Annotated in this window: 15 protein-coding genes; 9 read left to right on the top strand and 6 right to left on the bottom strand. The window is 72.9% G+C overall.

Features of this window, described 5'->3' with window-relative positions:
* Positions 1-731, top strand: a 731-nt coding sequence (locus ABWI04_RS23930) for a serine hydrolase (RefSeq protein WP_353833844.1), incomplete at its 5' end; no start/stop codon positions are given.
* A 28-nt stretch (positions 732-759) separates the two neighbouring features.
* Here ABWI04_RS23930 and ABWI04_RS23925 read toward each other — a convergent pair.
* Positions 760-1248, bottom strand: coding sequence for a MarR family winged helix-turn-helix transcriptional regulator (locus ABWI04_RS23925; protein WP_345178873.1), 489 nt, complete (start codon positions 1246-1248; stop codon positions 760-762).
* Between the two features lie 63 nt (positions 1249-1311).
* Here ABWI04_RS23925 and ABWI04_RS23920 point away from each other — a divergent pair, with 63 nt between their 5' ends.
* From ABWI04_RS23920 to ABWI04_RS23910, 3 genes are all read left to right on the top strand, one after another.
* The gene (locus tag ABWI04_RS23920; protein WP_353833843.1) at positions 1312-1692 is read left to right on the top strand and encodes a hypothetical protein; all 381 of its coding nucleotides are present in this window, start codon (positions 1312-1314) and stop codon (positions 1690-1692) included.
* 44 nt (positions 1693-1736) lie between these two features.
* Positions 1737-3500, top strand: a complete 1764-nt coding sequence (locus tag ABWI04_RS23915; RefSeq protein WP_353833842.1) for a S9 family peptidase — start codon at positions 1737-1739, stop codon at positions 3498-3500.
* 147 nt (positions 3501-3647) lie between these two features.
* Positions 3648-4376 (top strand): hypothetical protein, encoded by a 729-nt coding sequence (locus ABWI04_RS23910; protein ID WP_353833841.1) that lies wholly within the window; start codon positions 3648-3650, stop codon positions 4374-4376.
* Here the strand turns inward: ABWI04_RS23910 and ABWI04_RS23905 are convergent.
* Entirely contained in the window at positions 4354-5022 is a 669-nt protein-coding gene (locus ABWI04_RS23905) for a TetR/AcrR family transcriptional regulator (protein WP_345178866.1), read from the bottom strand. The two genes, ABWI04_RS23910 and ABWI04_RS23905, sit on opposite strands and share 23 nt — an antisense overlap.
* Positions 5023-5114: 92 nt before the next feature.
* On the opposite strand from ABWI04_RS23905, the gene ABWI04_RS23900 reads away from it, so the two are divergent.
* Positions 5115-5534, top strand: a complete 420-nt coding sequence (locus ABWI04_RS23900; protein WP_345178863.1) for a nuclear transport factor 2 family protein — start codon at positions 5115-5117, stop codon at positions 5532-5534.
* On the opposite strand, the gene ABWI04_RS23895 is transcribed toward ABWI04_RS23900, so the two are convergent.
* Together ABWI04_RS23895 and ABWI04_RS23890 are read right to left on the bottom strand one after the other, a co-directional pair.
* Positions 5524-6618, bottom strand: coding sequence for an aspartate-semialdehyde dehydrogenase (locus ABWI04_RS23895; RefSeq protein ID WP_353833840.1), 1095 nt, complete (start codon positions 6616-6618; stop codon positions 5524-5526). The genes ABWI04_RS23900 and ABWI04_RS23895 overlap by 11 nt on opposite strands.
* A gap of 176 nt (positions 6619-6794) precedes the next feature.
* A complete protein-coding gene (locus ABWI04_RS23890; protein ID WP_345178859.1) occupies positions 6795-8069 on the bottom strand; it encodes an aspartate kinase in 1275 nt (424 codons plus the stop codon).
* 302 nt (positions 8070-8371) lie between these two features.
* On the opposite strand from ABWI04_RS23890, the gene ABWI04_RS23885 reads away from it, so the two are divergent.
* From ABWI04_RS23885 to ABWI04_RS23875, 3 genes are all read left to right on the top strand, one after another.
* Positions 8372-9391, top strand: a complete 1020-nt coding sequence (locus ABWI04_RS23885) for a hypothetical protein (RefSeq protein ID WP_345178857.1) — start codon at positions 8372-8374, stop codon at positions 9389-9391.
* Positions 9392-9638: 247 nt separating this feature from the next.
* On the top strand, positions 9639-10856 hold the full coding sequence (locus ABWI04_RS23880) for a hypothetical protein (protein WP_353833839.1): 1218 nt from the start codon (positions 9639-9641) through the stop codon (positions 10854-10856).
* A gap of 33 nt (positions 10857-10889) precedes the next feature.
* On the top strand, positions 10890-11150 hold the full coding sequence (locus ABWI04_RS23875; RefSeq protein ID WP_345178855.1) for a peptidoglycan-binding domain-containing protein: 261 nt from the start codon (positions 10890-10892) through the stop codon (positions 11148-11150).
* Between the two features lie 70 nt (positions 11151-11220).
* On the opposite strand, the gene ABWI04_RS23870 is transcribed toward ABWI04_RS23875, so the two are convergent.
* On the bottom strand, positions 11221-12663 hold the full coding sequence (locus tag ABWI04_RS23870; protein WP_353833838.1) for an MFS transporter: 1443 nt from the start codon (positions 12661-12663) through the stop codon (positions 11221-11223).
* 92 nt (positions 12664-12755) lie between these two features.
* Between ABWI04_RS23870 and ABWI04_RS23865 the strand changes: the two genes are divergently transcribed.
* A complete protein-coding gene (locus ABWI04_RS23865) occupies positions 12756-13250 on the top strand; it encodes a winged helix-turn-helix transcriptional regulator (RefSeq protein WP_345178851.1) in 495 nt (164 codons plus the stop codon).
* A gap of 67 nt (positions 13251-13317) precedes the next feature.
* Here ABWI04_RS23865 and ABWI04_RS23860 read toward each other — a convergent pair whose 3' ends face one another.
* Entirely contained in the window at positions 13318-14166 is an 849-nt protein-coding gene (locus tag ABWI04_RS23860) for an LLM class flavin-dependent oxidoreductase (RefSeq protein ID WP_353833837.1), read from the bottom strand.
* Between the last annotated feature and the right edge of the window lie 6 nt (positions 14167-14172).

The following is a 14172-nucleotide window of genomic DNA, read 5'->3' as shown; positions in this document are numbered from 1 at the left end:
GGATCGGGCAGGCGCTGCGCGGCCGCGCCGGGACCGAGTCCGTCGCCGTGTACGACCGCCGGCGCGGCATCCGCTGCGCGGTCGCGGCCGGGCGCCGCTACGACTCGGCGAGCGTCGTCAAGGTCACGGTCCTGGGCGCGCTGCTGCGCCGGGCCGTCGACGAGGAGCGCCCGCTGACGGCGGCCGAGAGGCTCCGGGCCCGCAGGATGATCACCCGCTCGGACAACCGCGCGACGTCCGAGCTGTGGCGCTCGCTGGGACGTGCCCGCATCGCGGACTTCATCGACCGGGCCGGGATGACGCGGACCGAACTGGAGCCGGACGGCCACTGGGGACTCACCCAGATCACCGCGCACGACGAGATCGAACTGCTCAGGCGCCTCACCGCGCCGAACGCGCTCCTGCCCGCCGGGGCCCGCGCCTACGCGCTGAGGCTGATGCACGAGGTCGTCCCGGCACAGCGGTGGGGGACCCCCGCGGGGCGTCCTCCCGAGGTCGCCTGGCATGTGAAGAACGGCTGGCTGCCCCGCCCGGAGCGGCGCTGGCGCGTCCACAGCATCGGGAGTTTCGACGGGCATGGCGAGGACTACATGATCGTCGTCCTCACCCAGGACACCCCGTCCATGGCCTACGGGATCGCCACCATCGAACGGGTGGCCCGCACCGTCCACCGCACGCTGGCCGGCACGAAGCAGCCGACGCCGCACGGCCGTAAGCGGCAAACCCTCTGACCAGCGCCGGGCCAGGCGAAGACGACCGCTATCCCGGATCGGCGTCCTGACGTTCGGCGGGACCCTGTTCCAGGGCGGCCTCATAGGCGCGCAGAGCGCTGATGACCGTGGCGCGCTCGGTGGGGGCGAGGTCGCGCATGACGCGCTCCCAGGCGGAGGCGCTGCCGGAGAGCCACTCGCCGATCGGCGCGGCGAAGGCGGGGGCGATGGCGACGATGCGGCGGCGGCGGTCGGCGGGGTCGGCGGTGCGCTCCAGGACGCCCGGCCGCGACAGCTCGCTCACCATGAGGCTGACGGTCGTCGGGGCGACCTCCAGCCGGGCGGCCAGCTCGTTGACGCTGGCCGGGCCGTCGTACTCCAGGTGGGCCAGCAGCGCGAGATGGCGCGGCGCCAGGTCGAGGCCCTGGAGCGCCGGCGGAATGGGCAGCCGCTTGGCGCGGCCGACGAGGCGCGGCATGAGCAGCAGCAGGGTGCGGACGGCCTCGTCGACGGCCGGACCGCCCGATCCGGTGGACATCGCCACCCTCCCCAGTTATCTTTGAGGTCAAAGCCTTTGAGGCCAAAGAGAACGGGGACCACTGTGCCGCACCTGACCGCCCACCTGCCAGAGGACAAGCTGGCGGGCAGCGAATCCGAACTCGTCACCGCGCTGACCGAGGCCATCGTCGGCGTCTACGGCGAATGGGCCCGCGGGCTGGTGGGCATCCGCCTGTCCGGCGTCCCCGCCGGCCGCTTCGCGCAGGGCGGGAAGGCCGTGGACACGAACGTCTCGCTGGTCATGGGCGTGCGCGCCGCCGCCTTCGACCGTCCCGACGCCGCCGAGATCAGCGCGAACCTGGCCGCCGCCCTCACCGACGCGATCACCGCCGTCCTCGGCGAGGAGCTCCGGCCCGGCACCACGGTGGAACTGGTGCCCTCCCCCCAGGAACTCACCTTCGTCGCCGGCGCCCCCGCCCCCTGACCCGTCACGAAGGACAGCGCGGAAGGGTCGGCGATACTGGGGGGATGGTCGACGACGAGCGCTGGAAGGCGCGTTTCCGGGCCGCGCGAATCAGCCTGCCCCGATGGGCGCGAGACGCCCCGAGCCGCAGCATCTACCGCTCCAACGTGAGCGGGACTTGGGAGATCTACACCTGGGACCGCGAGACGGGCGAGCAGCGCCAGGTGACCGACCGCCCCAACGGGACCTGGGCCGGGACCGTCGACCCGTCCGGCGAGTGGGTGTGGTGGTTCGCCGACACGGACGGCGACGAGTTCGGCGTGTGGAAGCGCGTCCCGTTCGGAGAGACCGAGAGCGTTCCGGCCGTTCCCGAGCTGGAGCCGTCGTACCCGTCGGGGCTGGCGCTGGGCCGCAGCGGCCTCGCCGTGATCGGGCGGACGACGGGAGAGGGCAACAGCGTCCACCTGTGCCGGGCGGGCGCCGCGCCGGAGGTGATCTACCACCACGCGGAGGACGCCCACGTCGCCGACGTCTCGCGGGACGAGTCCCTGATCGCGATCGGGCACAGCGAGCACGGCGACAGCCGCCACATGGCGCTGCGGGTCGTGCGGCAGGACGGCTCCCCGGTCGCCGACCTGTGGGACGGGCCGGGCAAGGGGGTCTACGGCGCCGGGTTCGCCCCGGTCGACGGCGACCCGCGGCTCCTGGTCCACCACGAGCGGCGCGGGCGGGAGGAGATGCTCATCTGGGACCCGGTCGCGGGCACCGAGCAGGAGATCGTCCTCGACCTGCCCGGCGAGATCGGCGCGACCTGGTACCCCGACGGGGCCGCGCTGCTGGTCTCCCACTCGCACGAGGCGCGCGACGAGCTGTACCGCTACGACCTGACCGGCGGGGACCTGACCAGGATCGACACGCCGCGCGGGGTGCTCGGCGGGGCCGACGTCCGGCCGGACGGGACGGTCGAGTTCTTCTGGTCGTCGGCCGCCGAGCCGCCGGTGATCCGCTCGACGTCCGGCGCGGTCGTGCTCGCCCCGCCCGGGCCCGCGGCGCCGCCGTCCGTCCCGGTCGAGGACGTGTGGGTGGACGGCCCAGGCGGCCGCATCCACGCGCTGGTCAGCAAGCCGGAGGGCGACCGCCCCCACCCGACCGTCTTCGACGTCCACGGCGGGCCGACCGCGCAGGACGACGACTCCTTCGCCCCCGCCGTCGCCGCGTGGGTCGACCACGGTTTCGCGGTCGTCCGCGTCAACTACCGGGGCTCGACCGGCTACGGCTCCGAATGGCGCGACGCCATCGAGGGGCGCGTCGGCATCACCGAACTGGAGGACATCAAGGCCGTCCGCGACTGGGCGGTCGAGTCGGGCCTCGCCGACCCGGCGCGGCTGGTGCTGACCGGCGGGTCGTGGGGAGGGTTCCTCACCCTGCTCGGGATCGGCACGCAGCCGGACGACTGGAGCGTCGCGGTCGCGGCCGTTCCGGTGGCCGACTACGTCGCCGCGTACGAGGACGAGATGGAGGGCCTGCAGGCGTTCGACCGGTCCCTGTTCGGCGGTTCGCCGGAGGAGGTGCCGGAGCGGTACCGCGAGTCGTCCCCCATCACCTACGTCGAGCGGGTCAAGGCGCCGGTGCTGGTCCTGGCGGGGGAGAACGACCCGCGCTGCCCCATCCGGCAGATCGACAACTATCTGGCGCGGCTCACGGAGCTGGGGCGCCCGCACGAGGTGTACCGGTACGACGCGGGCCACGGCTCCCTCGTCGTCGAGGAGCGCATCACCCAGATGGCCGCCGAGATCGACTTCGCCCGGAAACATCTCGGCATGTCGTGATCTTTCCCCGGGCCGGGCGGGCCGCCCCGCCCGGCCCGGGTTTACAAGATCGACCCTTCGGGCATCCCTCCGAACGGCCGACCGCACCACCGGTCCAGCGAGGACCGGCTCTCGCCCCCCGGACGTCACCGATCGGGGGGATCGCCCATGCCACGGCCGTGCAGCGTCCACTGCGCCATGCCGTCGAGGTGCGGCCGGGCGCCCGGCGTCGCCGGTCATCCGGCCTTCCGCCGGGCGGCCGCCGCGACCGCGCTCGCCATCGCCGCCACGATGCTCGCGCTCGCCCCTCCCCGCGCGTCCGCCGCGACCCGCCCTCCACCGGGTCCGCCGCCCGCGTCCGACGCCGGGCCGCCGGCCCCGGCCGGGCGCCTGCTCGCCACGGTGCCCGCGCCCCGTCCCGGAGCCGGGTCGCCGGCCGCGCGGAGACGGACCGTCCCGCCGCGCGACGATCCGCCGGACCTGCCGAGCTCGCAGCGCCTGGACCAGCAGTTCGCCGAGTACGCGCTGCGGGCGAGCGGCATCGGCTGGCGCTCCACCGGCGGCTGCTCCGACCGGACGGTGCGGACCTGCACCTCCTTCGAGGGCATCCGGTGGGGGACGATCAGGAGCCTGATCGAGTTCGCGGAGTCGAGCGGCTGCGAGATCGTCGTCACCGGCGGCACCGAGCACGGGCACGCGGGCGGCGCCTACAGCCATGCCAACGGCTACAAGATCGACATCGCGACCGGAGCCTGCGTCGACGAGGCGGTGCGGCGCTACCCGTTCACCGGCGTGCGCGGGGACGGCGCGCGGCTCCACCGGTCCCCCGAGGGCGTCGTCTTCGCCCGCGAGAAGGACCACTGGGACATCACGATCAGGCGCGGACCTCGCGGATGATACCCACCAGCTCGCGGGTCACCGACTTGAAGCCGGGAATGCGCGACATCGCGACCATGCGGTTGACCAGCGGGACCGTCCGCTCGACGAGGAGGTAGGTCTTGCGGCAGCCGGGCGAGCTGTCGTGCACCCAGTACAGCACGATGCCCATCGAGTAGATCCACAGCAGCTCGGGCAGCTCCGCCCGGAACTCTTTGTCGATCTTCAGGTCGGAGCCCTCGACGACCTCGCGGTAGATCGCCACCGCCGAGTCGCGGGCGGGCCCGGACTCGGCGCTGAACGGGTTGAGCGGGCTGGTCGGCTCGGCGGCGAACTTGAAGAACTTCCCGGCGAACTCGTGGTACGGGACCATCGTGTCGACCCGGGCCCTGAGGACGCCCAGCAGCCGGGGCGCGAACTCGCGCTCGGTGTCGAGGACGGCCCTGCAGGCGGCGACGTGCTCGTCCTGCAGCTCGTCGTAGTACGCCTGGATCAGCTCTTCCTTGGACCCGAAGTAGTAGTAGGCGTTGCCGACCGAGACACCCGCCTCCTTGGCGATCGCCCGCATGGTCGTCTGCTCGTATCCCCGCTCCCGGAACAGGCGCAGCGCCGTTTCGACGATCAGGGCGCGCGTCTGCTCGGACTTCACGGCCTTCGTCTCGGTCACGCATGCCACCCTAAGCCCGAGTACGGCCTCCCGCTCATGGCGCCGCCCGCCGCGCGGCGCAACCCGGCGCCCGGGCCCGGTGTTCACCGAGCATGGCCGATGCGCTGAAAGCACTCGAACGCTTCTACGCCGCCGAGGCGGACTACCTGGCCGCCGGCGGCCCCGGCAAGGGGGACTTCTCCGTGATGGCCGCCCATCTCACCCCGGACGTCGTCATGCACCAGGCGCCCAGCCTCCCCTACGGCGGGACGTGGCGCGGCCACGACGGCATGGAGCGGTTCATGGCCGTGATGAGCGAGCTGTGGTCGGAGCTGACGTTCCGCGAGCAGCACTACGCCGTGGACGGCGAGACGGTGACGGTCCGCAACGACTGCGTCTTCCGGGCCCGCGCGACCGGGCGGGAGGTCGACACGTCCGTCCTGCAGTGGATCACGGTGCGGGACGGCCTGGTCAGCGAGTTCCGCCCCTTCTACCTGGACACCGCCGCCGTCCTCGCGGCCCTCAGGGGGTGAGCTCGGCGGCGACCAGCTCGGCGATCTGGGCGGTGTTGAGCGCGGCGCCGTTGCGGAGGTTGTCGCCGCAGAGGAAGAGGTCGAGCGCCTTCGGATCGTCCAGCGAGCGCCGCACCCGCCCCACCCAGGCGGGGTCGGTGCCGACGACGTCCGCGGGCGTCGGGAACTCCTGCGTCTCCGGGTTGTCGCACAGGACGACGCCGGGCGACCCGGCGAGGACGGCCTGCGCCTCCCGCTGGTCGACCCGGTTCTCGAACACCGCGTGGACCGACAGCGAGTGCGCCGTCACCACCGGGACGCGGACGCAGGTCGCCGTCACCCGCAGGTCGCGCAGGCCGAGCACCTTCCTCGCCTCCTCCCGGATCCCGAGCTCCTCCGAGCTCCAGCCGCCGTCGCGCACCTCGCCCGCCCACGGCACGACGTTCATCGCGAGCGGCGCCGGGAACGGCCCGAGCTCGCCCACCGCGCGGCGCAGGTCGCCCGCGCGGGTGCCGAGCGCGCGGTCGCCGCCGACCTTCTCCATCTGCTCGTACAGCGTGTCGACGCCCTCCACCCCCGCCCCCGACGCGGCCTGGTAGGACGACACGACGAGCTCCCGCAGCCCGTACCGCTGGTGCAGCGCGCCGACCACCGTGATCATCGAGAGCGTGGTGCAGCCGGGGCTCGCGACGATCCCGCGGGGACGCCGGCGCACCCGCTCCGGGTTCACCTCCGGGACGACGAGCGGCACGTCCGGCGCCATCCGGAACGCCCCGGAGTGGTCGACCGCCACGGCGCCGCGGTCCGTCGCGACGGGCGCCCACCGCGCGGCCACCGCGTCGGGCACCGCGAACACCGCGATGTCGACGCCGTCGAACACCTCGGGCGCCAGCGCCGCCACCGGGGCCTGGGCGCCCCGCAGCGGCAGCGCCCGTCCCGCCGACCGGGGCGAGGCGACCAGCCGGATCTCCCCGTACACGTCGCGGCGGGTGGTCAGCAGGTCGATCATCACGGCCCCGACGGCCCCCGTGGCTCCGACGACGGCGAGCGTCGGCCCGTCCGTCCCGCTGGTCCTCGCGCCGGCCGTCCGGGCATTCGGGGCCATGGTCGCGTCACCCTCTCGCCGTCGAGTCGTGTCCGCACGTCCAACTCCCGCCGCGCGCGGGCGGTTCCCTATACGACCCTGCCACCGGGGGCGGCCGGCGTCAGCGTCATGCGCCACAGGCCGGGCATGCCGAAGCGGGCCGCACGGAGACCCGTGCGGCCCGCTTCGGCGTGCGGTCAGCGGCCGGTGCCCCCGTAGACGACGGCCTCGACCTGCTCGGCGTCCAGGTCGAACGCGCGGTGCGCGGCGGCGACGGCGGTGTCGATGTCGTCCTGGGCGACGACGACCGAGATCCGGATCTCCGAGGTGGAGATCATCTCGATGTTCACGCCGGCCTCGGCGATCGCGCCGAACAGCGACGCGGTGACGCCCGGGTGCGAGCGCATCCCGGCGCCGATCAGCGACACCTTGCCGATGCGGTCGTCGTAGCGCAGCGACTCGAAGCCGATCTTCTCCTTGAGCTTGTTCAGCGCGGTGAGGGCGCTCTGCCCGTCGGTGGACGGCAGCGTGAACGAGATGTCGGTGCGCCCGGTCGACGCCGCCGACACGTTCTGCACGATCATGTCGATGTTGATCTCGGCCTCGGACAGCACCGTGAAGATCGTGGCGGCCTCACCGACCTTGTCGGGCACCCCGACCACGGTGATCTTGGCCTCGCTCCGGTCGTGCGCGACGCCGGAGATGATCGCCTGCTCCATGTCCTGTCCTTCGATCTCGCTGCTGTCGACGACCCACGTCCCCACCTTCTGGCTGAACGAGGACCGCACGTGGATCGGGATGTTGTAGCGGCGCGCGTACTCCACGCAGCGCAGATGCAGGATCTTCGCCCCGCTGGCCGCCATCTCCAGCATCTCCTCGTAGGAGATCTTCGGGATCTTGCGCGCGGCGGTCACGATGCGCGGGTCGGCGGTGAAGACGCCGTCGACGTCGGAGTAGATCTCGCAGACGTCGGCGTCGAGCGCCGCCGCGAGCGCGACGGCCGTGGTGTCGGACCCGCCGCGGCCGAGCGTCGTGATGTCCTTGGTCCCCTGCGAGACGCCCTGGAATCCGGCCACGATGCAGATCGAGCCGCCGTCCAGCGCGGTCCGGATCCGTCCCGGCGTCACATCGATGATCTTGGCTTTGCCGTGCGAGCCGTCGGTGATCACACCGGCCTGGGAGCCGGTGAACGAGCGGGCCTCGTGGCCCAGGTTCGCGATGGCCATGGCCAGCAGCGCCATCGAGATCCGCTCGCCGGCGGTGAGCAGCATGTCCAGCTCACGGCCGGGCGGCAGGGGGCTGACCTGCTTGGCCATGTCGATGAGGTCATCCGTCGTGTCGCCCATGGCGGAGACCACGACGACCACGTCGTTGCCCGCCTTCTTCGTTGCGACGATGCGCTGGGCGACCCGCTTGACGCCTTCGGCGTCGGCGACGGAGGAGCCACCGTACTTCTGCACGACAAGAGCCACGAGTGGGCGCTCCTCGGATCGGGGTCGGGCGTTTCTGGTCATCGAGTCTACAGAGGCGGAACCCATGGATCACGACCAGGTAACTCTCCCCGTCCCCCGGCAGCCCCCGGACGTCGTCGCCTTCCTCGGCCCACCCTCCTGGCCCGGCGAGCGGGGCTCGTCAGGCCGGGGGATCGGGGCCCGGACCGGGCGTTCGAACGCACGGGTCTCCTCGGGCAGATCGCCTACCGGTTATTACGAGTGTCTGACGTGCAGCGTCCTGGCCTGGCGGAACGACCCTCGTTGATCTTTGGATAGCGATCATGGCAAACCTCTCCAAGGCGGCCGTGGGCCGCCGCGCCGCCGTGCTGGCCGCCGCGCCGCTGCTGCTCGGCCTGGCGACCCCCCTCGCCGCGCGGGCGGCGGCCGTCGCCGTCGAGTCGACGAGCGTCACGCCGTCCACCATCAGCGCCGGGCAGGAGGCGCTCCAGAAGGTCACCCTGACCGAGCCCGCGCCCGCCGGCGGGACCGTCGTCGAGCTGCGCGACCTGACCGAGTTCGGGGATCCGAACTACGCCAGGTCGACCGGGCGCAAGGTCACCGTGCCGGAGGGCAAGCAGACCGTCACCTTCCCGATCCGGGTGGAGTCGGGAAGCGAGACGACCGCGACGCGGCTGCAGGCGTCCGCCAACGGCACCACGGCCGAAACGGCCGTCACCGTGGTGCCGCCGGACTGGCGCGAGCAAGGGGTGACGAACTTCTGGGTCAAGCAGCAGTACGGGGAGGCGATCGCGGTGACCGGCACGACGGTCACCGGCACCGTGCGCATCCAGTCACCGGCGCCCGTCGGCGGACTCGCCGTCGACATCCGCAACGACCCCACCTGGAACGGGACCGCCTACGCCGCGCCCTACGTCGTCGTGCCCGCGGGCGCCACCAGCGCCACGTTCCCGATCAGCGTCTCCGCCGACAGGAGCCCGCGCCACGTCGGGATGACGGCGGACCTCGGCAACAACGTGATGACCTCCAGCCTGATCGGGGTGCCCAAGCAGTTCTCCGTCGGCCAGGTCAGGGAGATCCGGAACACCCCCGGCTACTGGCCGAACTACGGCGTGGTGGGACTCGGCGACGTCTGGCACCCGTTCGGCGCGGTGATCAAGCTGACGAGCGACACCCCGGGCGTCACCGTGCCGCCCGAGCTGCAGCTGTCGTCCTCCGACGTCGGGCGAAGCTTCCCCGTCGGGGTGGACCGGTCCGTCCCGATCGGGACGAAGGTGAAGATCACCGCCACCTGGGTGCTCGGCCCGTCCCCGGTGACCACCGAGATCACCATCCAGGACTGACCGCCCGGGTCCGGCCCGCCGACGCGTCACCGCCGATCGCCGGTGCCCATCCACCGGATGGCGCCGGCGGTGTTCGGTGGCTTTCGCGGGGCGTCACCCCCGGGTGGCGCGGCCTTGCGCAGCGGGCCGGGCGGTAGGGACGACCGTGGCGCAGAATGTACGCGCCATGGATCCCGGCGGCCGAGACGCCCGAATAGCGTGGGGATCGAGGGCGGTGCACGGGCGAGTGCCGTACCGAGGGGTGCCGATGTGGCGTTGGCTGGCGCGGATGCCGATCGCGTCGCGGATACACGAGTGGAACCGTGAGCGGACGTCCTGGGTCCTCTGCGAGGGAGTGCACGCGAACGTCCGGGAACTGGACGCGCAACTGAACTCGAAGAGCGCGCGCCCCCGCTCCACCGAGCAGGCGCAACTCGTCTCGAACGCCTTCCTGGCCCTGGAGGATGCCCGCCGGGTCCTCGACATCGACGAGCACCCTCGGGGCCGGAGCGCGTCGCATGTGGCAGCGGCGCAGATGTACGTCAACTCCGCACGCACCATGTGGTTGCGGACGCTTCCCCCCGAGGAACTCGCACCACACCTGCCGGACCTGTTCGCCATCATCAAGCAGCATCTCCCCCCGGACGACACCCGCCGCATCGCCGCCGAGAAGGCCGCGTGGGAACTGCAGCAGGCGGGGTCGGCGAACCACGCCGCCCAGGACACGGGAGGCCGGCAACACTGGTGGACGGCGACGCGCGGCACCGACGATTCCACGCCGTCGGCCCCGGCGCTGTCGGCCGTGCTGGACGCGGTCGACGCCGCGCGGGAGGCCTCTCTCAAGGAGAGGCTGCGCGCGGCGAACTTCGCGCGCCTCGTCTGGCTCACCGCGCTCGGCCTGTTCTGCCTCGCGTGCGGCATCGCCGTGGCCGGGGCCATCTGGAAGTCGGCCGTGCCGCTGTGCTTCACGCCGGGGAACCAGGTCGCCTGCCCCAGCAGGACCTCCAGCGCGTCGCCCCTGCCTTCCCCAGGCTCGGTCGCGTCGCCTGGGGACTACGCCATCGTCGAGATCGCCGGGGTCACGGCGGCCTGTATCGCGGCCGCCTCCGCTCTGCGGAAGGTCAAGGGATCCACGACCTCCTTCGGCATCCCCGTAGCCCTGGCACTCCTGAAACTTCCCACCGGGGCGCTCGTGGCCGTGCTCGGGCTCCTGCTCCTGCGCGGCGAGTTCGTCCCGGGGCTCAGCGCCCTCGACTCGTCGGGCCAGATCATCGCCTGGGCGGTCCTGCTCGGCTACTCGCAGGAGCTGTTCACCAACTTCGTGGACAAGCAGGGCCGCGAAGTGCTGGAAGGCGTTCACGGGACCGCCGATCCGAAGACGCCGCGGGAGACGGTTCCGCAGGCGACGGCGACGACGTCCGTGCCGACGGCGGTGCCGGTGCCGAGCGGCGACGGCGATCGGCGGCCCGCGAGCGCGAACAAGTGAATCAATCCGCCAATCCGTGAGGAGGCGATCAGCATGACCCAGCAGAGCGTTCAGGAAGCGGTGCAGGCTCCGCCTTGGCCGGGCCGGTTCCTCGCCCTGATGCAGGGCGACGACGTCCGCACCTGGCAGGACAAGATGTTCAAGCGCGGCTGGACGAGCCTCGTGGTCGACGGGATCTACGGCACCCACTCGGAGGAGGTCTGCGCGGCCTTCCAGAAGGAGAAGGGGCTGAACGTCGACGGCATCGTCGGGCCGCAGACCTGGGAGGCGACCTGGAAGGCGCCGATCACGTAGCGCTCCGCGCCGCCATCGGGCGGGCGTGCCGGTCACGGCACGCCCGCCCGTCGATTCCTCTCGTTCGGGCCTAGGCGGCGGTCTTGATGGGGGCCTGTGCCGGTTCGGTCGCCTTCGCGGGACGGGTTCGGAGGCCGAATGCCGTGATCAGCGCGGCGGCGACGGCCGCGGCGAAGGGGACGGCCAGGGCCGTTCGCAGTGCGTCGAGGCGGGCTTCGGGGGAGCCGCCCCCGCCGAGCGCCGCGACCTGGACGGCCGTCACGGCGGAAAGGCCGAGGGCCGTGCCGAACTGGATCGCCGTGTAGAGCAGGCCGCCCGCCAGGCCGTGCTCGCTCTCGTCGACGCCGTCCGTGGCCGCCATCGTCAGCGGGCCGTAGGCGAGGGAGAACGCCAGGCCGAGCAGCGCCATGATCGGGAACATGGCGGCGTAGGCCCAGTCGAGCCCGACCGGCAGGAAGAGCCCGTAGGAGACGGCCGCGAGGACGAGGCCGCCCAGCAGGACCCGCGGGTTGCCGAAGCGGTTCACCAGGCGCGGGGTCAGCGTCGGCGCGAGCACGGTGTCGACGCCGATGACGAGCATCGCCAGTCCGGTCTGCCAGGTCGTCCATCCCCGCAGTTCCTGCAGGTACAAGGTCATCAGGAACTGGAATCCGGCGAAGGCGCCGATGAACAGCAGCGCGCTCGCGTCCGTCCGGACGAGGGCGGCCGACCGCAGGACGCCGAGCCGGACGAGCGGGCTGGGCGACCGGCGCTCGATCACGGTGAACGCGGCGAGGAGGAGCAGGCCCGCGGCGAGGACGACGGCGGTCAGCGCGGCGCCCTCGCCGGGGTGCTCCAGCCGGACGACCCCGTAGACGAGGAGGAGCATGGCGCCCGTGACGGCGAACGCGCCCGGCAGGTCGAAGTCGCGGAGCCCCCTCCGCGGCCCGGCGGCGTCCGGGTCGGCGACCAGCGGGACGGCCGCCGCCAGCAGCAGCGCCGAAAGGATCACCGGCGCGAAGAACACCCAGCGCCAGCCGAGCGACGTCAGCAGGCCGCCGGCGACCAGGCCGAGCGAGAAGCCGCCCGCGGCCGTCCCCGCGTAGACGCCGAGCGCCCGGGTGCGCGCCGGCCCGGCCGGGAACGCGGCGGTCACCAGCGCGAGCCCCGCCGGGGCCATGAACGCCGACGCGACGCCGGTGACGAACCGCGCGACCAGCAGCATCCAGCCCTCGGTGGCGAGGCCGCCCAGTCCCGAGAACACCAGGAAGACCGTCAGCCAGAACAGGAAGACCCGGCGCCGGCCCAGCAGGTCGGCCGTGCGCCCGCCGAGCAGCATGAACCCGCCGTAGCCGAGCACGTAGGCGCTGATGACGCCGCTCAGCATCCCGGTCGACAACCCCAGGTCCGCCCGGATCGACGGCAGCGCGACGTTGAGCATCGCCACGTCGATCCCCTCCAGGAAGACCGCACCGCACAGGACCAGCAGCGACGCCCAGGCGCGGCCGCCCATGCGGGACGCGGATGTGGACATGACCCGGCTCCTCTCCGTCGAGGCACCGGTTCCCCTGATGGATGCCGGTTCCCTCTTGTTACCGGCAGCATCGTCCGACACCATCGGGAGGCATGGAAGACGGAACATTCGCGTCCCCCGGTTACTGCGGGGTTACCGATGCGGACGAGGCCGTTCTGCAGTGGGACACCCGCAACGACTGCGAGGTCCGGCAGATCCTCGACCGCATCGCGGACAAGTGGTCGCTGCTCGTCATCGCGCTGCTCGACCAGCGCTCCCTGCGCTTCACCGAGCTCCGCCGCCGGATCGACGGCATCAGCCAGCGGATGCTCGCGCGGACGCTCCGGCACCTCGAACGGGACGGGCTCGTCAGCCGCACCGTGCACCCGACCGTCCCGCCGCGGGTCGACTACGCGCTCACGCCGATGGGCGCGACGCTGCACGCGACGATCCGGTCGCTCGTCGTGTGGACGGAGGAGCACCAGAGCGCGATCGCCGCTGCCCGGACGGCCTACGACGCCCGCGTCGAAGCCGAACGGCGGGAGGCCGAGCGGGAGGCCGCCGAACGCGACGCCGTGGCGCGCGACGTCCTCGCCTACCGCCGCTGAGCCCCGCCGCGGCGCGCGAGGATCACAGCCCGTTCCGCGACAGGCCCCGCCCGGCCGTGCCGCGGGGCTAGAGCGCGGGCGGACCCTGCTCGATGCGGCGCAGGACGGGTTCGAGGCGCTCGTTCTCCTCGGTACCGATGATCCGGCGCTCGTCCCACCAGGTGGCGCCCGCGTCGGCCAGCGGGCCGACCAGGTCGCGGGCGTCGGCGGGGCTGGCGCCGCCGACGACGATCTCGAAGGGCCCGTCGCCCTCCCGGTGCCGCCGGACGTAGGCGGCCAGGTCGCGGACGTCCTCCACGGCGGGCGCGCGGCCGTGGGAGCCGGGGCCGAACAGCGGGACGGCGCCGTCCCAGCGGGCGGCCCGCCGCATCGGCCGCCGGTTGGGCCAGAACCCGGCGATCCACACCGGCGGCCGCGGCCGCTGCGCCGTCGCGGGCAGCAGCGCCACGTCGTCGGCCCGGTAGTGCCGCCCGTGATGCGTGACCGGTTCGCCGGACCAGTAGCGTTCGAGCAGGCCGAGCCCCTCGTCCAGGCGCTCGGCCAGAAGGGCGGGGTCGGTGGGCTCGCCGAACGCCCCGTACTCGTCGGCGACCGGACCGCCGAGGCCCGCCCCGAAGACGACCCGGCCGCCGCTCAGGACGTCCAGCGTGGCGACCTGGCGGGCCAGCTGCTGCGGACGCCGCCGCGGGACCGGCGTGACCAGCGTCCCGAGCCTGATCCGCTCGGTCGCCAGCGCCGCCGCCGTCAGCAGCATCCACGGATCGCCGAAGGACTTGCGGTCGCTCCTCACATGGACGACGTGGTCCCACACGAACAGCCCGTCCCACCCGGCCTGCTCCGCCGCCGCGGCGACGCGCGCGACCGTCCTGGGGTCGGCGAAGTCCCCGAAGTTCGGAATGTTGATCGAATATCGCACTCCCGC

It is taken from the genome of Actinomadura sp. NPDC000929 (genome assembly GCF_040492065.1).
Classification (GTDB): Bacteria; Actinomycetota; Actinomycetes; order Streptosporangiales; family Streptosporangiaceae; genus Spirillospora; species Spirillospora verrucosospora.
Note: the sequence above shows the minus strand (reverse complement) of the source record. Positions and strands in the feature narration are given on the sequence as shown.

What these genes read in the sequence shown, in the direction of transcription:
- ABWI04_RS23925 (WP_345178873.1), bottom strand. Translation starts at nt 1,248, where the DNA reads ATGTCCACCGGATCGGGCGGTCCGGCCGTCGACGAGGCCGTCCGCACC.
- ABWI04_RS23915 (WP_353833842.1), top strand. Translation starts at nt 1,737, where the DNA reads ATGGTCGACGACGAGCGCTGGAAGGCGCGTTTCCGGGCCGCGCGAATC.
- ABWI04_RS23910 (WP_353833841.1), top strand. Translation starts at nt 3,648, where the DNA reads ATGCCACGGCCGTGCAGCGTCCACTGCGCCATGCCGTCGAGGTGCGGC.
- ABWI04_RS23900 (WP_345178863.1), top strand. Translation starts at nt 5,115, where the DNA reads ATGGCCGATGCGCTGAAAGCACTCGAACGCTTCTACGCCGCCGAGGCG.
- ABWI04_RS23895 (WP_353833840.1), bottom strand. Translation starts at nt 6,618, where the DNA reads ATGGCCCCGAATGCCCGGACGGCCGGCGCGAGGACCAGCGGGACGGAC.
- ABWI04_RS23885 (WP_345178857.1), top strand. Translation starts at nt 8,372, where the DNA reads ATGGCAAACCTCTCCAAGGCGGCCGTGGGCCGCCGCGCCGCCGTGCTG.
- ABWI04_RS23880 (WP_353833839.1), top strand. Translation starts at nt 9,639, where the DNA reads ATGTGGCGTTGGCTGGCGCGGATGCCGATCGCGTCGCGGATACACGAG.
- ABWI04_RS23875 (WP_345178855.1), top strand. Translation starts at nt 10,890, where the DNA reads ATGACCCAGCAGAGCGTTCAGGAAGCGGTGCAGGCTCCGCCTTGGCCG.
- ABWI04_RS23870 (WP_353833838.1), bottom strand. Translation starts at nt 12,663, where the DNA reads ATGTCCACATCCGCGTCCCGCATGGGCGGCCGCGCCTGGGCGTCGCTG.
- ABWI04_RS23865 (WP_345178851.1), top strand. Translation starts at nt 12,756, where the DNA reads ATGGAAGACGGAACATTCGCGTCCCCCGGTTACTGCGGGGTTACCGAT.